This is a genomic window from Streptomyces sp. RKAG337 (genome assembly GCF_023701715.1).
Classification (GTDB): Bacteria; Actinomycetota; Actinomycetes; order Streptomycetales; family Streptomycetaceae; genus Actinacidiphila.
Genome location: NZ_JAJOZA010000001.1, coordinates 3,168,514 through 3,187,132, shown reverse-complemented (window position 1 = coordinate 3,187,132; position 18,619 = coordinate 3,168,514). Strand labels below are relative to the sequence as shown.

The window sequence follows — 18,619 nt, the reverse complement described above, 5'->3', positions numbered from 1 at the left end:
TGCCAACCGTTCCGACGAGGACGACGCTACGGAGGGGATGTTGGGCTTTTGCCACCGTGGGCGCACAGAGGACTCACAGGAAGCCGTCGGTTATGTAACAGCCTCAGGACCAACGTCCCGAAGGGGTTTAAACCGGCAGTCGGTAGACCCCGTCGGCCAGCGGCTCGACCAGACCGTCCGCGACCAGGCCGTCCAGCGCGCGGGCCCGCTGCACCGGCTCCTCCCACACCGCGTCGAGCGCGGACTGCGGCACGGGATCGACGGCGTCCCGCAGCACGGCCAGCAGCTTTCCGCGTACCTGGCGGTCGGTGCCCGCGTACGTCTGGCCGCGGCGCGGCGGGCCGGTGTGCGCGGGGGAGCCGGCCAGCCGCCAGGCGCAGCTCGCCGCGATCGGACAGCGGACGCACTCGGGCCCGCGCGCGGTGCACACCAGCGCGCCCAGCTCCATCGTCGCCGCCGCCCAGCGGGCCGCCGTCCCCTTGTCGTCGGGCAGCAGGGCCAGCGCGGTACGGCGCTCCGCGGCGGTCGTCGCGGTCGGCGGGTACTGGACGCCGGTGACGGCGCGGGCGAAGACCCGGCGGACGTTGGTGTCCAGAACGGAGTGCCGCTGCCCGTACGCGAACGAGCCGATGGCGGCCGCGGTGTACTCGCCGACCCCGGGCAGGGCCAGCAACTTGGCGTGGTCGCGCGGGACTTCACCGCCATGGCTCAGCGCTATCGCGGTCGCCGCCGCGTGCAGCCGCAGCGCGCGGCGCGGATAGCCGAGCCGCCCCCAGGCGCGGACGGCCTCGCCCGCGGGCTCCGTGGCGAGGTCGGCGGGCCGCGGCCAGCGCGCCAGCCACTGCTCGTACACCGGCAGGACGCGGCTGACCGGGGTCTGCTGCAGCATGAACTCGCTGACCATCACGCCCCACGCACCGGCCTCCGGGCGGCGCCACGGAAGGTCCCGGGCATGCTCGTCGAACCAGTCGATGACGGGTGCGTGCAGATCGTGGTGGGCGGTGGCGCGGGTGTCTGTGCTCATAGCGTCGTCGATCCTCGCACATGCCACTGACAGTGACCGCTCGCGCGGGAAAACGTGATGATCGGGAAAGACCGCGCCCGGTGCGGCGGGTGTTGCGACGGTGCGCGGCCGATCTCCCCTAGAGTTCGCGTGTGGGCTCTGTGCGCAATCCGATCGGACCTCTTCCGTCGTCCATCTACTGGCGACGGCGGGCTGTTGTGCTCTGCCTGGTCGCACTGCTCGCCGTGCTGGCCGTGTGGGTGGTCAACTCCGGCGGCTCCAGCGGCGGCACCGGCGCGAAGGGACCCGACGGTCACACCCCGGCGACCTCCATCACGCCCGGCCCCACCCCCAGCGGACCGCACCTCCCCGGCCGCCCGGGCGGCCGGGACACCAGCGGGGGCAGCGGCAGCGGCGGTTCCTCCGACGGCACTTCGTCCGGCGGCTCCTCCGGCTCGCCCTCCGGCGGCACCGACTCCGGTGTGTCCGGCGGCGGTTCGAACGGCGCCTCCTCGGGCGGAGCGGCCTCCGGCGGCTCCAGCGGCCAGCTCCCGGCCGGCTCGACGCTCGCCGACTGCGCCGTCTCCGACGTCCAGTTGACGCTGCGCAGCACGCAGAACTTCTATGCGCCCGGCCAGAAGCCGAAGTTCGAGCTGACCGCGGCCAACTCCGCCGCGACGGCCTGCAAACTCGACTTCGGTTCGATGGCGGCCATCGTCACCATCACCAACACCACCGGCAACAAGCACGTATGGGCCACCGACGACTGCCCGGCCGGCCGCGGCGCCTACCTGCTGCAGGTTCCGGCGCACAACTCGACGACGTACACGATCGAGTGGAACCGCCAGACCAGCTCCCCCGACTGCGCCACCCCCAAGGGCCAGCAGGCAGCCGTCGGCACGACCTATCTCGTCGAGGCAAGGCTCCAGGGCTTCACACCGAAGCAGGTGTCGTTCGTCCTGAAGGCCGACTAGGAAGAAGCACGCATGAGGGGGCGGGGCCCGCGGCCCCGCCCCCTCACCCAGCTCAGAACCTGGCCGGAGACCTACACGTACCGCTCCAGGATCGACGACTCCGCCAGCCGGGACAGGCCCTCCCGCACCGAACGCGCCCGCGCCTCCCCGACCCCGTCCACCGTCTGCAGGTCGTCGACGCTCGCGGCGAGCAGCTTCTGCAGGCCGCCGAAGTGCTCGACCAGCCGCTCGATGACCGTGTTCGGCAGCCGCGGCACCTTCGCCAGCAGCCGGTGGCCGCGCGGCGAGACCGCGGAGTCCAGCGTCTCGGGGGATCCGGTGTAGCCCAGGGCGCGGGCGACGGTGGTGAGTTCGAGGAGCTCGGCGTGCGGCAGCGCGTCCAGTTCGACGAGCGCCTCCGGCACGGTCCGGTTCCGCTTCGCGGTCGGCTCCGGCACGTAGTCCCTGACGACCAGCTCGCGCTCCGGCTCGACGCCCGCGATCAGCTCGTCCAGCTGCAGTGTCAGCAGCCGGCCGTCGGTGCCGAGCTCGACCACGTACTCGGCGATCTCGGTGGCGATCCGGCGGACCATCTCCAGCCGCTGCGAGACCGCGCTGACGTCCCGGACGGTGACCAGGTCCTCGATCTCCAGCGCGGAGAGCGTGCCCGCCACCTCGTCCAGGCGCAGCTTGTAGCGCTCCAGAGTGGCCAGCGCCTGGTTCGCCCGCGACAGGATCGCGGCGGAGTCCTCCAGGACCCGGCGCTGCCCGTCGACGTACAGGGCGATCAGCCGCATCGACTGGCTGACCGAGACGACCGGGAAGTTGACCTGCTTGCTCACCCGGTCCGCGGTGCGGTGCCGGGTGCCGGTCTCCTCGGTCGGGATGTTGGAGTCGGGGACCAGCTGCACACCGGCCCGCAGGATCTTCGTGAGGTCCTTGTCGAGGATCAGCGCGCCGTCGAGCTTGCACAGTTCGCGCAGCCGGGTCGCGGTGAATTCGACGTCGAGGACGAAGCCGCCGGTACAGAGCGACTCGACGGTCTTGTCCATGCCGAGGACGAGCAGACCGCCCGTATTGCCCCGCAGAATGCGTTCGAGTCCGTCACGCAGGCCGGTGCCGGGAGCGACCGCGCTGAGCGAGGCGCGCATCAGGGCATCAGCAGCGGAACTCCCGCCGGACTTGCCGGGAGCTGCTGCCCGGTCGTTGGCTGCCACTGCAATCCTCCGGTCGCTACGGATGCCCAAAGGGCGAGACCAGGGCAAAGTTTACTGACGTTCGCTCCGCAATGGGCCAGCGACCGCTGTTCGGACCCTCTCTAGGCCCGTGAGCCGCGCTTCGGGAGCACCCGCAGGGCGTCTCCTATGTCGGCCACCTCGACCACTTTCATGCCCGGCGGGATTTTCCCGGGATCCGGCGGTACCAGGGCATGGGTGAACCCCAGCCGGGCCGCCTCGGACAGCCGGCGCTGCACCCCCGTGACCCGTCTGACCTCGCCCGCGAGGCCGACCTCGCCGATCGCGACCAGGTTCTTGGGCAGCGGTGTGTCGATCGCCGCGCTGGCCAGCGCGAGCGCCACGGCCAGGTCCGCGGCGGGTTCGGTGAGCTTCACACCGCCCACCGTCGCCGTGTAGATGTCGCGCTTTCCGATCGCCTGAATCCGGCCGCGCTGTTCCAGCACGGCGAGCATCATCGAGACCCGGGACGTCTCCAGACCCGAGGTCGTGCGGCGCGGGGACGGGATCTGGGTGTCGACGGTGAGTCCCTGGACCTCGACCACCAGCGGGCGCTTGCCCTCCAGCGTGACCGTCAGACACGTGCCGGGAACCGGTTCGTCGCGGCGGGTCAGGAAGAGCCCGGAGGGATCGGCCAGTCCCGTGATGCCCTCGTCGTGCAGTTCGAAGCAGCCGACCTCGTCCGTTGCTCCGTACCGGTTCTTGACGCCGCGGATCAGCCGCAGCCGGGCGTGTCGGTCGCCCTCGAAGCTCAGCACCACGTCCACCAGGTGCTCCAGCAGACGGGGGCCCGCGATGGCACCGTCCTTGGTGACATGGCCGACCAGGAGCGTCGACATACCGCGCTCCTTGGAGGCCCGGATCAGCGCGCCCGCGACCTCGCGGACCTGCGCCATGCCGCCGGGCGCGCCGTCGATCTCCGGGGACGCCACGGTCTGCACCGAGTCCAGGATCAGCAGCGCCGGTTTGATGTCGTCCAGATGGCCCAGGACCGCCGACAGGTCCGTCTCGGCCGCCAGGTACAGATGGTCGGAGAGCGCGCCGATCCGGTCGGCGCGCAGCCGGACCTGGGACGCCGACTCCTCGGCGGTGATGTAGAGCGTCGGGCCCTGGGCGGTCGCCGCCTTCGCCGCCACGTCCAGCAGCAGCGTCGACTTGCCGACGCCCGGCTCGCCCGCGACCAGCACGACCGCGCCGGGCACCAGCCCGCCGCCGAGCACCCGGTCCAGCTCGGGCACGCCCGTCGAGCGGGCCGTCGCCTGGCTGACGTCCACCTGGCCGATCGGCTTGGCCGCCGTCGTCACCCGTCCTGCCGCGGTGGTCCTGACGGCGGGCGCGCCGCCGAACTCCTCGACGGTGCCCCAGGCCTGGCACTCCCCGCAGCGGCCGAGCCACTTCACGGTGGTCCAGCCGCACTCGGTGCAGCGGTAGGACGGTCGGTCCTTCGTAGCGGTCTTGCGGGGAGGCATGGGGTTCACCGTAGTGGCAGGGTCCGACAACGCGTTCCCGGTGGACCGCGACAGCGCCCGCACTCGCATTCCCCTGGGCACTCGTACGAGTTAACGGGGTGTCCCCTTTTGAGCGGCATCACCACCCATACGGGTTAACGCTCACGGGGACGCCTGAGACTTGTGCTCCCGCCGCCCTACCGTCGCCAGGTGATGAGCAGGCAGGAGACCCACCCCCAGGACGCCGCTACCGGCCCTCGCACCGGTACGCACCGCAAGCACCGGGCGACGGCGTCCCGGACGCGCCCCGAACCGCGTCCGGAACAGCGCGACCGCAAGGACCGGCGCCCGCACGGCACGCTGCCGATGCAGCCCCCGGCCCACTACGAGCCCTATCTGGACGGGCTGTTCACCTACTGCCTCGCCGTCCTCTGCGAGCACGACGCGGCCGCGGCCGCGCTCGGCGAGGTGCTGGCCCTCGCCGAACGGCAGCGCGGCCGGCTCCGCGACGCCGGGCTGCGCCGCCCCTGGCTCTACGCCCTCGCCCGCTGGTCCTGCCGCCGCCGCCTCGCGGCCGGCCGGCCCGATCTGCCCCGCATGTCGGAGGCGGTCGCCACCGAGCGCCGTGGCCAGCTCGCCGCCCTCGCCTGGCCGGAGGCCGCCGGCACCACCCCCGAGCAGCGTGAGGCCCTCGAACTCGCGGTCCGCCACCAGCTCCCGCCGCACGAGGTCGGCCACGTCCTCGGCATCGAGGCGGACGCGGCCCGCGCGCTCCTCGCCCGCGCCGCCTGCGAGGTCGAACGCACCCGCGCCGCGCTCGCCGTCGTCGAGGTCGGCACCTGCGCGGCCGTCGCGCGGCTGGCCGGCGACACCCAGGTGCTGCTCGGCACGGCCCTGCGCCGGGAACTCGTCCGCCATGTCGACGACTGCCCGGAGTGCCGGCTCACCGCCGAGCGGGCCGTCGTCGGAGGCCCCTGGCCCGGCGCCGCGACCACCGCGGCGACCGCCGTGCTCACCATGCTCGAAGCACCACGGTCCGCCGCGTACGCCGCCCTCATGCACTCCATGCGCGACGGCGCCGGCCGCAGCCGCGAGGGCACCCCGCGCTTCGACCGGCGCGGCTTCCCCCTGGACCACAAGGACCGCGCGGCCCGCCGGGCCCAGCTGCGGCACCGCGCCGTCACCACCACGGTCGTCGCCGCCGTCGTCGCGGCCCCGGTACTCGCCCTCTGGGCCGCCTACCGGGGCGCGCCGATCGGCACCGACCAGCCGGGCGGCGGCATCTCCGCCAGCGAACGGGACGGGGCCGACGGCATCGACGGCCACCCGTACGAGAAGGCAGGCAGCACCGGCTCCAACGACGCCCGCCACCCGGCGACCCCCCGAACGCCGGGAACAACGGTCAGCGTCGACACCTCCGCCCCACCGTCCACCCCACCCGGCACCCCCACCCCAGGCGCCCCCGGCCACCTCACCGTCACCGCCGGATCCCACGGCGGCACCACGGTCATCACCCTCACGGCCACCGGCGACGCCCCCGTCCACTGGACCGCCTCCACCCCCGCCTACTGGCTGACCCTGAGCGCCACCTCCGGAGACCTACGCCCCGGCGAGTCGACCACCCTCACCGTCACGGTCGACCACTCCACCGAACCTGCAGCCCCCTGGACCGCCCGCATCGTCCTGAACCCCTCCGGAGCGGTGGTCACGGTCCGAGGCAACCCCACACCCCCACCCACACCCAGCCCCCAACACCAACCCCAAGCCACACACAGACCCCCACCCCAACCCCCACGACGACAACGCAGGAGCCCACCCCGACCCCGACCCCGAGCGAGACGTCCTCGGCGCCGGCAACGAGCTGAGCGGCAGGACCACAGGCAATCCGGAACCGGCGCGGTGGTGACGTGAGGGGGCCGGGGCCGCAGGGGTGGGGTTTCGAAATGCTGCCGAGCTATTTGTGGGCCGCCAGGCCCGTAAATAGTCGATTTCGAAGCCCCACCCCGGAGGACCCGGCCCCCGCACCCACAACGAAGCGCCCGTTCACGCCCCCCCGGTCACGGGGTCCGCCGGATGCGGAGCCATCGGCAGCAACGAAGCCAGCCGCTCCTCACACAGCTCCACCAACCGCCCGTACCCCGCCACCCCCATCAACTCCGTCAGCTCCGGCCGGTACGACACGTACACCGGATCCCCCGCCCCATGCGCCGACGTAGCACTCGTGCACCACCAATGCAGGTCATGCCCCCCGGCCCCCACCCCCTCCGGTCGTACTCCGCGATCGAGACGACCAGCACCCGCGTCTCGTCCGGCCGGTCCACCCAGTCGTAGGTACGCCGGATCGGCAGCTGCCAGCACACGTCCGGCTTGGTCTCCAGCGGTTCCTTGCCCTCCCGCAGCGCGAGGGCGTGCAGTGCGCAGCCCTGCCCGCCGGCGAAGCCGGCCCGGTTGCTGAAGATGCAGGCGCCGTCGACGACGCGGGTCTGGCGTTCACCGTCCTCGTTGACCATGGCCCAGGCGCCGTCCTTCTTGGTGCCGAGGTCGTGGAACTGCCAGGTCTCGGGTGTGAGCCGGGCGGCGTGGCCGGCGACGCGCTGCTCGTCCTCCTCGTCGGAGAAGTGCGCGCCCAGCGAGCAGCATCCGTCGGCGGCCCGGCCGGCGACGATGCCCTGGCAGCCCTGGCCGAAGATGCAGGTCCAGCGGGAGGTGAGCCAGGTGAGGTCGCAACGGAACAGCTGTTCGTCGTCGGCCGGGTCGGGGAACTCGACCCAGGCGCGGGCGAAGTCCGGACCGACCTCGTCGGGCACGGACCGCTGCTGGGACTTTTTGGACTGCTTGAGCTTCTTTGCCACGTTCTTCGCCACGCCGCCAGGGTAGATCGCCGGGAGCCCCGACAACGTCTGTGGCGCCCCCCGCACCATGTGCGGCGCGGATGGGCGCTAGCGTCTGTCCCATGCGACTCGGAGTGCTCGACGTGGGTTCCAACACCGTTCACCTACTGGTGATGGACGCGCACCCGGGCGCGCGCCCGCTGCCCGCCTACTCCCACAAGGCGGATCTGCGGTTGGCGGAACTGCTCGACGACCGGGGTGCGATCAGCCCGGAGGGCGTCGACCGGCTGGTGGCGACCCTCTCGCAGGCGCTGCGGGTCGCGGAGGACAAGGGCGCCGAGGACGTGCTGGCGTTCGCCACCTCGGCGGTCCGGGAGGCGGCCAACGGCGAGGCGGTGCTCGCCCGGGTCGCCGCCGAGACCGGTGTGACGCTCACGGTGCTGTCCGGCGAGGACGAGGCCCGGCTGACGTTCCTCGCGGTGCGCCGCTGGTTCGGCTGGTCGGCGGGCCGGCTGCTGGTTCTGGACATCGGCGGCGGCTCCCTCGAAGTCGGCTACGGCATGGACGAGGACCCGGACGCGGCGGTCTCGCTGCCGCTCGGCGCGGGCCGGCTGACCAGCACCTGGCTGCCCGGCGACCCGCCCGCCACGGATGACGTGCGCGCGCTGCGCAAGCATGTGCGAGCCGAGATCGCCCGCACGGTCGCGGAGTTCTCCCGGCTCGGCCGCCCCGACCACACGGTGGGCACGTCGAAGACGTTCAAGCAGCTCGCACGGATCGCGGGCGCCGCCCGCAGCGCCGACGGCGTGTACACCCAGCGGTCGCTGACCCGCAGGTCGCTGGAGGAGTGGGTGCCCCGGCTGACGACCATGCGCCGGGCCGAGCGCGCACAGCTGCCGGGGGTCTCCGAGGGCCGCGCGGGCCAGCTGCTGGCGGGGGCGCTGGTGGCGGAGGCGGCGATGGACCTCTTCGGGGTCGCGGAGCTGGAGATCTGTCCGTGGGCGCTGCGTGAAGGGGTGATTCTCCGCAAACTCGACCTTATGGGGAATGAGCGCGGATCCATGTTGACCGTGTCACGTCGGCGCAGATGAGAGTGCCGTTCGGCTGACCCGTCGCCGTACGCTGTCTCCCGTGGCTGAACGAGCGGACCATAAGGCGTACGCGGACCGGCAGGCGTACGGCGTTCCCGCGCCCGGACATGTGGTCCGGGTGCCGGACGCGAAGGTCGCGCTGTCCACGGCCTCCGTCTATCCGGAATCCACGGCGACGGCCTTCGAGATCGCGGCCCGGCTCGGCTACGACGGCGTCGAGGTCATGGTGTGGACCGATCCGGTCAGCCAGGACATAGAGGCGCTGCGCCGGCTCTCGGACTATCACCACGTCCCGATCCTCGCCGTGCACGCGCCGTGCCTGCTGATCACCCAGCGGGTGTGGTCCACCGACCCCTGGATCAAGCTCCAGCGGGCGCGCGCGGCGGCCGAGACGCTGGGCGCGTCGACCGTCGTCGTGCATCCGCCCTTCCGGTGGCAGCGCAACTACGCGCGCGATTTCGTCCGGGGCATCTGGCGGATGGCGGACGAGACCGATGTCCGCTTCGCCGTCGAGAACATGTACCCGTGGCGGTACCGCGACCGCGAGATGCTCGCGTACGCGCCCGACTGGGACGTCACCAAGGACGACTACCGGCACTTCACCGTGGACCTGTCGCATGCCTCCACGTCCCGCAGCGCGGCCCTGGACATGGTCAACCGGATGGGTGACCGGCTCGCGCACGTCCATCTCGCCGACGGCAACGGCTCGGCCAAGGACGAGCACCTGGTGCCGGGCCGTGGCGGCCAGCCCTGCGCGGAGCTGCTGGAACGGCTCGCGCTGAGCGGGTTCACCGGTCATGTGGTCGTCGAGGTCAACACACGGCGGGCGATGTCCGCCGCCGAACGTGAGGCCGATCTCGCCGAGGCGCTGGCCTTCACCCGGCTCCACCTGGCCACGGCGGCCAGGGTCCCCGGCGCGTGACGTCCCGCGCGAAGGGCGACCCGCCGGCCGGGCCGGACCACGCCTCCGAAGCCGGATCGCAGGCCGCACCGAAGGGCGAGCCGCGTCGGCGTGGGCGTCCCAGCGGGACGCGGGCCGGGGCGACCGACTCGCGGGACCGCATCCTGTCCGCCGCCCGCGCCGAGTTCTCCGCGCGCGGCTACGACAAGACGTCGGTCCGTTCGATCGCGAAGGCGGCGGGGGTGGACCCGGCGCTGGTGCACCATTATTTCGGCACCAAGGAGCAGGTCTTCGCGGCGGCGATCGAGACGTCCTTCGAGCCCGCGCTGCAGGTGCCCGACGTGGTGGGGCCGGGCCCCGACGGCATCGGTGAGCGGCTCGCCCGCTACTTCCTCGGCGTCTGGGAGAACCCGGCGACGCGCGGTCCGCTGCTGGCCGTGGTCCGGTCCGCGCTGACGCACGAGACGGCGGCGGCCGTACTGCGCGGGTTCCTGCTGCGCATGCTGCTGGAGCGCATCGCGGAGGACCTGCGGGTGCCGGAGCCGAAGCTGCGGGCCGAGCTGGCAGCCTCGCAGATGGTCGGGATCGCGATCCTGCGCTACGTGATCAAGGTGGAGCCGCTGGCCTCGGCCGATGTCGAGGACATCGTCGCGCTGGTGGCGCCTACGCTGCAGCGCTACCTGACCGAGGCGTGACCGGAGGTGGCGGGGCCTGGCCGTGCCACGGCCGCACCGTGACCGGGATATGACCCGTTCGTCCCGCATTCCGGACAGGCTGTCCAGAGCGTGGAACCTCGGCGTAGTGTCGGAAGGATCCGAGGACGAACTTGAGGGAGTGGAGCTACCGTGCCCGATCTGAGGTCACGAACGGTCACCCACGGCAGGAACATGGCGGGGGCCCGCGCTCTGATGCGCGCTTCCGGTGTGGCCAGCGCCGACATCGGCAAGCCGATCATCGCGGTCGCCAACAGCTTCACCGAGTTCGTACCGGGTCACACCCATCTTCAGCCGGTCGGCCGGATCGTCTCCGAGGCGATCCTGGCGGCGGGCGCCGTTCCGCGTGAGTTCAACACCATCGCGGTCGACGACGGCATCGCGATGGGCCACGGCGGCATGCTCTACTCGCTGCCCTCGCGCGACCTGATCGCCGACTCCGTCGAGTACATGGTCGAGGCGCACTGCGCGGACGCGCTGATCTGCATCTCGAACTGCGACAAGATCACGCCCGGCATGCTGATGGCCGCCCTGCGCCTCAACATCCCGGTCGTCTTCGTCTCCGGCGGTCCGATGGAGGCCGGCAAGGCCACCCTCGTCGACGGCACCGTCCGCAAGCTCGACCTGGTCAACGCGATCTCCGACGCGGTCAACGAGAACGTCTCGGACGAGGACATCCTCCGCATCGAGGAGAACGCCTGCCCGACCTGTGGCTCGTGTTCCGGCATGTTCACCGCCAACTCGATGAACTGCCTCGCCGAGGCGATCGGTCTGGCGCTGCCCGGCAACGGTTCGGTGCTGGCCACCCACACCTCCCGCAAGGCGCTGTACCAGGACGCCGGCCGCACGATCGTCGACATCACCAAGCGCTACTACGAGCAGAACGACGAGACCGTCCTGCCGCGCAACATCGCGACCCGCGCCGCCTTCGAGAACGCCGTGGCGCTCGACATCGCCATGGGCGGCTCGACCAACACGATCCTGCACCTGATGGCCGCCGCGCAGGAGGCCGAGGTCGACTTCGACATGGCGGACATCGACGCGCTGTCGCGCCGGCTGCCCTGCCTGTCGAAGGTCGCGCCCAACGGCGACTACTACATGGAGGACGTGCACCGGGCCGGCGGCATCCCCGCCATCCTCGGCGAGCTGTACCGCGCGGGTCTGCTGAACGAGGACGTGCACACCGTGCACTCGCCCTCGCTCGCCGACTGGCTCAAGAGCTGGGACATCCGCGGCGGCTCCCCGTCGCCCGAGGCCGTCGAGCTCTTCCACGCCGCCCCCGGCTGCGTCCGCTCCGCGTCCGCCTTCTCGCAGTCCGAGCGCTGGGACACCCTCGACACGGACGCCGCCAACGGCTGCATCCGGGACGCCGCGCACGCCTACTCCACCGAGGGCGGCCTGGCGATCCTGTACGGCAACCTCGCCGTGGACGGCTGCGTCGTGAAGACCGCCGGTGTCGACGAGTCGATCTGGACCTTCGAGGGCCCCGCCGTCGTGGTGGAGTCCCAGGAGGCCGCCGTCGACGCGATCCTCACCAAGCGCGTCAAGGAGGGCGACGTCGTCGTCATCCGCTACGAGGGCCCCAAGGGCGGCCCCGGTATGCAGGAGATGCTCTACCCGACCTCGTTCCTCAAGGGCCGCGGTCTGGGCAAGGCCTGCGCGCTCATCACCGACGGCCGCTTCTCCGGCGGCACCTCGGGGCTGTCGATCGGCCACTGCTCCCCGGAAGCGGCGTCCGGCGGCACCATCGCCCTCGTCGAGGACGGCGACCTGATCCGCATCGACATCCCGAACCGCGGCGTCAACCTCATCGTCCCCGACGAGGAACTCGCCGCCCGCCGCGAGGCGTTGGGCGGCGTCTACGCCCCCAAGGGCCGCGTGCGCAAGGTCTCGCCGGCCCTGCGCGCCTACGCCGCGATGGTGACCAGCGCGGACAAGGGCGCGGTCCGCGACGTCAGCAAGCTCGAAGGCTAGAACGCAGCAGGAGCCCTTCCGCCGCCCCGACCAGTCGATCATCCCGACCGGCCGGGGCAGCGGTGCGTCAGGGGCGGTTTTTCCGATACGTCCCTTTGTGGTCTCCGGAGGCCGTGTCGTTCGGCGATAATCGAACCGTGGACGACGACCCCCAGACCAAGCCGCACGACCAGCCGGAACCCGCGGCCTCCGACGGCCCCCAGCCCGAGCCCCTGCGGTTCTTCGGCACGACCTGGGTGCACCACGACGGCGGCTACGCCCTGCGCCGCGCCGGCGTCGCCGTCGGCGCGCTGGCCGCCGCCGCTGCCGGTGCGTTCGTGCTCCGCTTCGGTTTCCAGGGCCTGAGCATCGCGAAGGTCGGCACCTTCGTCGGACTGCTCGTCGTCGTGGCGTTCGCCGTCTGCAGCGCGCTGGCCTTCCGCAAGACCTGGGAGGGCTTCATCCGCCGCCCCGAGCCCGGCGGCCGGGGTTCCGACGCGGCGGCCGGCTCCGCGCAGGGCATTCTGCTGATCGGTTTCATCGGCACCCTGCTCGCCTACTGCGTCCGCGCCCTCATCGAGGCCCCCGGCGAGAAACTCCACCGCGCCGAGTACGAGCGCGCCCGCGAACAGCACACCCGCCGCCGCGGCACCCGCACCGGCAACCCGGCCGCCCGCGCCGCAGCCAAGAAGCGCAAGCGCGGCTAGGGTATGTCCGGCCGATCTGGGGGCACCGCCCAGCGGTAGCTGGGGGAGTTCGTATGACGTCGTCGTCGCACACCGAACTGGCCAGGTCGTTCAACGCGATCGCCGCCGAGTACGCGGCCGCCCGCCCCAGCTATCCGCCCGCGCTGTTCGACGCCGTCGAGGAGCTCGCCGGCCGCTCGCTGACGGGTGCCACGGTCATCGACGTGGGCGCGGGCACCGGCATCGGGACCCGTCTGCTGCGGGAGCGCGGCGCGCGCGTCACCGCGGTGGAGCCCGGCGCCGGCATGGCCGCACAGCTCCGCGCCGCACTGCCCGCCGTCCCGCTCGTCAGGGCCGACGGCAACGCGCTGCCCTTCGCGGACGGGGCCGCCGACTTCGTGACGTACGCCCAGGCCTGGCACTGGACGGAGCCGGCCCGTTCGGTCCCCGAGGCACTGCGCGTACTGCGCCGGGACGGCGCGCTGGCCCTGTGGTGGAACGTGCCCGACCTGAGCCACGGCTGGGTCGCCGACCAGGAGGCGCGGCTCGCCGAACGCTGCCCCGGCTACCGGGCGCCGGGCTTCTCGCACACCGCCTCCGGCCTGCTCGCGCCCTTCGCGGTCCGCACCGGGACGCGCTCCGTCCGGTGGTCGCGCCGGATCACCGTGGACGACCGGCTCCGGACCCTCGGCACCCACTCGTTCCTCGCCGTGCTGGGTGCGGAAGCGGAGCCGGTCCTGCGCGCGGAGCGGGAGGAACTGCTCGCGCTGTTCCCCGACGGCGTGCTCGACGAGCCGTACGTCACGGATGTGACGGTGGCCCTCCGGGCCTGAGCCCCCCCCGCCAGGATCAACTGCGGCGCGAAGCCGCCACCGCGCCGACGGAACCCACCACCGCGGCCACGATCGCGCCGCGCCACAGGCCGTCCCACAGGCTGCCGAAGAAGCCCTCGCTGCTCAGGATCTGCCGCATCACGAAGTCGGAGACGAAGAGCAGCCCGGCCGGCACCACCGCCACCTGCCAGGGATGCGCGCGCGCCCAGCGGCGGATCCGGCGGTCGGCCTTGGCGCTGGTGCCGAGCACCGCGCCGGCGCCGCCGACGAGGAAGAACAGCATCAGGGCGACGGACAGCGCACTGACGACCATGCCGAGTCCGAAGTCACCCCCGATGGCATGGAGCGCGAGCGAGACTCCGCCGCCCAGCGCTCCCACGGCCGCGGCGGGCCGCCAGGGCCCGAGCGTCGCCGAGGCCACGGCCAGCTGCCGCTTCTCGGACCTGGTCACATCGATGTCGCGGGATGAACGCCTCATACCGCCACGGTCCTGCGGCCGCCTCTTGAACGCCATAGGGGATGACCCTGAGCAGACCCCGACCGACCCGGCCCCCCGCCCCCATGGGCACCGGTGCGCGACGACCGGACACCGCTGCTCGACGAGCTCCCGTCCGGTGGTCGACGATCTCCCGCCGGGTGCTTGACGAGCACCCGTCGGCGGAGGATATTCATCACATGATGAATAAATTTGAACCGGCGGTACGGGCCGACGGACTCACCGTCGTCCGTGGCAGCCGCACCGTCCTGAACGGCCTCGAGTTCACCGTCCCGCGCGGTCAGGTCACCGGCCTGCTGGGTCCCAGCGGCTGCGGCAAATCCACCCTCATGCGCGCGATCGTCGGCACCCAGGCGCACGTCACCGGCACCCTCGACGTCCTGGGCCTCGCCGCCGGCCATCCCCGGCTCCGCTCCGCCGTCGGGTACGTCACCCAGGCGCCGTCCGTCTACACCGACCTCACCGCCCGCCAGAACCTCGACTACTACGCGTCCGTCCTCGGCCTGACCCGCGCCGCCCGCCGCGAGCACGTGAACCGCGCCCTCACCGACGTCGACCTCGAATCCCACGCCGACTCGCTCGCCGGAAACCTCTCCGGCGGCCAGCGCGGCCGGGTCTCCCTCGCGGTCGCCCTGCTCGGCGAACCCGAACTCCTCGTCCTCGACGAACCCACCGTCGGCCTCGACCCCGTCCTGCGCCGCGACCTGTGGCAGCTCTTCCACCGCCTCGCCGACGAGCGCGGCGCCACCGTCCTGATCTCCTCGCACGTCATGGACGAGGCCGAACGCTGCCACCGCCTGCTCCTCATGCGCGAGGGCGGCATCCTCGCCGACGACACCCCCGACGGGCTGCGCGAGTCCACCGGCTCCGCAACCGTCGAGGAGGCCTTCCTCCACCTCGTGGACGCGGCCAACGCCGGCTCCGGCCACCGCACGAACGTCGTCACCCTCCCCGACACCCGCCAGGAGCAGGCAAAATGAACGCCCACCCGACACTCGCCACCACTCTTCCGAGGGACCCCACCCAGCCTCCGGCCGGGCGCGCTCCCCGCGCCTTCTCCCTCCCGCGCACCCTCGCCACCGCCCGCCGGGTCCTGCGCCAGCTCGGCCACGACCCCCGCACCATCGCCCTGATGCTGGTCGTCCCCTGCGTGCTGCTCGCGGTGCTGAGCTGGGTCTACGACGGCAAGCAGCACACCTTCGACCAGGTCGGAGCGTCACTCCTCGGCATCTTCCCGCTCATCCTGATGTTCCTGGTCACCTCGATCGCCACCCTCCGTGAACGCACCTCCGGCACGCTGGAGCGGCTGCTGTCCATGCCGCTGGGCAAGGCCGACCTGCTTGGCGGCTACGCCCTCGCGTTCGGCGGCGTCGCCGTCGTCCAGGCCTGCCTCGCCACCGGGCTCGCCGTCTGGGGGCTGGGCCTCGACGTCGTCGGCTCGCCCTGGCTGCTCCTCGTCATCGCCCTCGCCGACGCGTTCCTGGGCATCGCCCTCGGCCTCTTCGTCAGCGCGTTCGCGGCCAGCGAGTTCCAGGCCGTCCAGTTCATGCCGGCCGTGCTCCTCCCGCAACTGCTGATGTGCGGGCTCCTCGTGCCGCGCGACACCATGCAGCCGGTGCTCGCCGCCGTCTCCGACGTGCTGCCCATGTCGTACGCGGTCGACGGCATGACGCAGGTCGTCCAGCACACCGGAGTCACCGGCGACTTCGTCCGCGACCTGGCCGTCGTCGCCGCGTGCGCCCTGGTGGCCCTGGCCCTGGGAGCGGCCACCCTCCGCCGCCGCACGGCCTGACGCCCGCCGGACGGCCTGACGCGGCCCGTTCCGCCTCACGCGGTCCGTACCGGCAGTTGGACCGAAAAGCCGCGGGCGGCGCAGCTGGTGCGAGGATGGCCGTGAAAGCCCCCGTACCGCTCGAAGGTGACGCCATGACCCAGAAAGTCGCCGTACTCGGCACCGGCAAGATCGGCGAGGCCCTCCTCTCCGGCATGATCCGGGCCGGCTGGTCGCCCGACGACCTGCTCGTCACCGCGCGGCGCCCGGAGCGTGCGGAGGAGCTGCGGGCCCGGTACGGCGTCGAGGCCGTCAGTAACGCGGAGGCGGCGAAGGCCGCCGACACCCTCATCCTCGCGGCGAAGCCGCAGGACATGGGTGCCCTCCTCGACGAACTGGCGCCGCACGTCGCCGCCGACCGCCTCGTCATCAGCGCGGCCGCCGGCATCCCGACCGCGTTCTTCGAGGAGCGGCTGACGGAGGGCCTCGCAGTCGTCCGCGTCATGCCGAACACTCCGGTGCTGGTCGACGAGGGCATGTCCGTCATCTCCGCGGGCAGCCACGCCACCGAGGCGCATCTCGTCCGCACCGAGGACATCTTCAAGCCGGTCGGCAAGACGCTGCGCGTCCCCGAGAAGCACCAGGACGCCGCCACCGCGCTGTCCGGCTCGGGGCCCGCGTACTTCTACTACCTGGTCGAGGCGATGACCGATGCCGGCATCCTGCTCGGACTGCCGCGTGCCCAGGCGCACGACCTGATCGTGCAGTCGGCGATCGGCGCGGCCGTGATGCTGCGCGACAGCGGCGAGCACCCGGTGAAGCTGCGTGAGGCGGTGACCTCACCGGCCGGCACCACCATCAGCGCCATCCGCGAGCTGGAGAACCACGGGGTGCGCGCCGCGCTGATCGCCGCCCTCGAAGCGGCCCGCGACCGCAGCCGCGAGCTGGCTTCCGGCAACGGCTGAGGGCAACGGCTGAGGGCAGCGGACTCCGGACTCCGGACGTTCCGAAGGGGCGGGCCACCTGGGCCCGCCCCTTCCTCTCACAGCAGCCCGATCGCCCGGTACGCGGCGTCCACCGTCGGCCGCGCGAGGGCGCACGCCCGCTCGGCGCCGTCCCGCAGCACCTCGTCGAGAAGGCCGGGATCGGCGCAGAGCACGGCGTGGCGTTCCTGCAACGGCCGCAGGAGTTCGACGACCGCCTCCGCCACGTCCTTCTTCACCGCGCCGTACGAGTCGTACCCCGCGGCGAGCGCCGCCGGCTCGCCACCGGTGCAGGCGGCCAGGATCTCCAGCAGATTCGCGAGCCCCGGCCGTTCCACCCGGTCGTACTCCACATCGGACGCGCTGTCCGTCACCGCCCGCATCACCTTCTTGCGGATCACCGCCGGCTCGTCGAGCAGGGAGATGATCCCGGTCGTCGCGCTCGCGGACTTGCTCATCTTCGAAGCCGGCTCCTGCAGATCCATCACCCGCGCGGCCACCGGCGGCACCACGGCACGGGGCACCGTGAACGTGTGCCCGTACCGCTGGTTGAAACGGACCGCCAGATCACGCGACAGCTCGACGTGCTGCGCCTGATCGTCGCCGACCGGCACCTCATCGGTCCGGTACGCCAGGATGTCCGCCGCCATCAGCACCGGATAGGTGAGCAGGGAGACCCGCACCGACTGCTGTTTCGCGGATTTCTCCTTGTACTGGATCATGCGCCGCAGTTCGCCGTCCGTGGCGATGCACTCCAGTACGTACGACAGCCGGGTGTGCTCGTCGACGTGGCTCTGCACGAATACCGTGCACACCTTCGGGTCGAGCCCGGCTGCCAGCAGGAGGGTCGCCGTCTGCCGCGTCAGCCGTCGCAACCGGGCCGGTTCGTGTTCGACGGTGAGGGCGTGCAGATCGACGATGCTGAAGAGGGCGTCTTCCTGGTGCGGGCTCTGGTGCTGGTCGACCGAGACCCACCGCTGGATGGCGCCGAGGTAGTTCCCCAGGGTGAGGTGCCCCGACGGTGTCACTCCGCTGAAGATCCGCGTCATCTCAGAGACTTCTTCCTTGTCATGGCCGCCGCGGTCGCCGGCCGGGCGTCAAGGTCGAGATACGCGAACGGCCGCCGAAGCGGCGGCCGTTGGGTGCATGCGCTGCAGGGGTCGGCCGCCTTCAGGCGGCCCACCAGAGCTGGGTGTGCGCATGCGTCGTCATGGGGCTCAGGGTACCCCCGGGTGGTGTCCCTGGCATGGAGTTGACGAAGGTGGGTCGCGTGCGTAGTGTTCTCCGAGTTGCCCGCCGGTGAACGCCGACGCGAGTCGGTCCCGAGGCAGCCACTCCAGATGACAACCATTCGAACGAACGACGCTCAGTCGTTTTGTTTTCGTGCGCGTTTTCGGAATGGGAACAGAAAGCAGCCGATTGGATCGGATGCCGAAGTTCCGCTAAAGTTTCACTCGTCGGAAGGGCTCAACGGCCCGGATGGCAAGCCCCGCTGACTGGGAGTCAGGCCCGAAAGGTTCTGATAGAGTCGGAATCGCCGGAAAGCGCGAAAGCGCAGAAGGCGAAACCCGCTGACTGGGAATCGGACGCGAAAGCGTCTGATAGAGTCGGAAACACGAAGGGAAGCCCGGAGGGCGCCGGTGAAACGGCACCAAAGGAAGCGACCGTTCCTTGAGAACTCAACAGCGTGCCAAAAGTCAACGCCAGACTTAAAACACCCCG

General features: G+C 71.8%; 16 protein-coding genes and 1 pseudogene. 11 read left to right on the top strand and 6 right to left on the bottom strand.

The genetic code is table 11. The features are described from left to right. Positions 1–127: 127 nt before the first annotated feature. Positions 128–1,024, bottom strand: coding sequence for an A/G-specific adenine glycosylase (locus tag LNW73_RS13945; RefSeq protein WP_250977112.1), 897 nt, complete (start codon positions 1,022–1,024; stop codon positions 128–130). A gap of 131 nt (positions 1,025–1,155) precedes the next feature. On the opposite strand from LNW73_RS13945, the gene LNW73_RS13940 reads away from it, so the two are divergent. Continuing rightward, positions 1,156–1,977: a hypothetical protein gene (locus tag LNW73_RS13940; RefSeq protein ID WP_250990115.1), complete on the top strand. Its 822-nt coding sequence runs from the start codon at positions 1,156–1,158 to the stop codon at positions 1,975–1,977. Positions 1,978–2,048: 71 nt separating this feature from the next. Here the strand turns inward: LNW73_RS13940 and disA are convergent, their stop codons facing one another. Then, positions 2,049–3,173, bottom strand: a complete 1,125-nt coding sequence (disA, locus tag LNW73_RS13935; RefSeq protein ID WP_250977114.1) for a DNA integrity scanning diadenylate cyclase DisA — start codon at positions 3,171–3,173, stop codon at positions 2,049–2,051. A gap of 101 nt (positions 3,174–3,274) precedes the next feature. Continuing rightward, entirely contained in the window at positions 3,275–4,660 is a 1,386-nt protein-coding gene (gene radA, locus LNW73_RS13930) for a DNA repair protein RadA (protein ID WP_250977115.1), read from the bottom strand. Positions 4,661–4,852: 192 nt separating this feature from the next. Here radA and LNW73_RS13925 point away from each other — a divergent pair, with 192 nt between their 5' ends. Further along, positions 4,853–6,550 carry a BACON domain-containing protein gene (locus LNW73_RS13925; protein WP_308407668.1) on the top strand — a complete coding sequence of 566 codons (1,698 nt, stop codon included), beginning with the start codon at positions 4,853–4,855 and terminating at the stop codon, positions 6,548–6,550. A gap of 132 nt (positions 6,551–6,682) precedes the next feature. Here the strand turns inward: LNW73_RS13925 and LNW73_RS13920 are convergent. Further along, a pseudogene (locus LNW73_RS13920) lies at positions 6,683–7,491 on the bottom strand (hypothetical protein). Between the two features lie 101 nt (positions 7,492–7,592). Here LNW73_RS13920 and LNW73_RS13915 point away from each other — a divergent pair. From LNW73_RS13915 to LNW73_RS13890, 6 genes are all read left to right on the top strand, one after another. Next, positions 7,593–8,561, top strand: coding sequence for a Ppx/GppA phosphatase family protein (locus tag LNW73_RS13915; RefSeq protein ID WP_250990114.1), 969 nt, complete (start codon positions 7,593–7,595; stop codon positions 8,559–8,561). A gap of 109 nt (positions 8,562–8,670) precedes the next feature. After that, positions 8,671–9,483, top strand: coding sequence for a sugar phosphate isomerase/epimerase family protein (locus LNW73_RS13910; protein ID WP_250992911.1), 813 nt, complete (start codon positions 8,671–8,673; stop codon positions 9,481–9,483). Continuing rightward, positions 9,480–10,157: a TetR/AcrR family transcriptional regulator gene (locus LNW73_RS13905; RefSeq protein WP_250990113.1), complete on the top strand. Its 678-nt coding sequence runs from the start codon at positions 9,480–9,482 to the stop codon at positions 10,155–10,157. Before LNW73_RS13910 ends, LNW73_RS13905 begins: the two co-directional genes overlap by 4 nt. A 150-nt stretch (positions 10,158–10,307) precedes the next feature. Next, positions 10,308–12,149 (top strand): dihydroxy-acid dehydratase, encoded by a 1,842-nt coding sequence (gene ilvD, locus LNW73_RS13900; RefSeq protein ID WP_250977120.1) that lies wholly within the window; start codon positions 10,308–10,310, stop codon positions 12,147–12,149. A gap of 137 nt (positions 12,150–12,286) precedes the next feature. Next, a complete protein-coding gene (locus LNW73_RS13895; RefSeq protein ID WP_250990112.1) occupies positions 12,287–12,835 on the top strand; it encodes a hypothetical protein in 549 nt (182 codons plus the stop codon). Positions 12,836–12,888: 53 nt separating this feature from the next. Continuing rightward, positions 12,889–13,647, top strand: a complete 759-nt coding sequence (locus LNW73_RS13890) for a class I SAM-dependent methyltransferase (protein ID WP_250990111.1) — start codon at positions 12,889–12,891, stop codon at positions 13,645–13,647. A 16-nt stretch (positions 13,648–13,663) separates the two neighbouring features. Here LNW73_RS13890 and LNW73_RS13885 read toward each other — a convergent pair whose 3' ends face one another. Continuing rightward, the gene (locus LNW73_RS13885; protein WP_138354139.1) at positions 13,664–14,125 is read right to left on the bottom strand and encodes a hypothetical protein; all 462 of its coding nucleotides are present in this window, start codon (positions 14,123–14,125) and stop codon (positions 13,664–13,666) included. A gap of 197 nt (positions 14,126–14,322) precedes the next feature. Here LNW73_RS13885 and LNW73_RS13880 point away from each other — a divergent pair, with 197 nt between their 5' ends. The 3 genes from LNW73_RS13880 (at position 14,323) to proC (ending at position 16,879) form a co-directional block, all read left to right on the top strand. Continuing rightward, positions 14,323–15,123 carry an ABC transporter ATP-binding protein gene (locus tag LNW73_RS13880; protein ID WP_250977123.1) on the top strand — a complete coding sequence of 267 codons (801 nt, stop codon included), beginning with the start codon at positions 14,323–14,325 and terminating at the stop codon, positions 15,121–15,123. Continuing rightward, positions 15,120–15,935 carry an ABC transporter permease gene (locus tag LNW73_RS13875; protein WP_250990110.1) on the top strand — a complete coding sequence of 272 codons (816 nt, stop codon included), beginning with the start codon at positions 15,120–15,122 and terminating at the stop codon, positions 15,933–15,935. Before LNW73_RS13880 ends, LNW73_RS13875 begins: the two co-directional genes overlap by 4 nt. A 134-nt stretch (positions 15,936–16,069) precedes the next feature. Continuing rightward, on the top strand, positions 16,070–16,879 hold the full coding sequence (gene proC, locus LNW73_RS13870; protein WP_250977125.1) for a pyrroline-5-carboxylate reductase: 810 nt from the start codon (positions 16,070–16,072) through the stop codon (positions 16,877–16,879). A gap of 77 nt (positions 16,880–16,956) precedes the next feature. On the opposite strand, the gene trpS is transcribed toward proC, so the two are convergent. Continuing rightward, a complete protein-coding gene (gene trpS, locus LNW73_RS13865) occupies positions 16,957–17,946 on the bottom strand; it encodes a tryptophan--tRNA ligase (RefSeq protein ID WP_250990109.1) in 990 nt (329 codons plus the stop codon). Between the last annotated feature and the right edge of the window lie 673 nt (positions 17,947–18,619).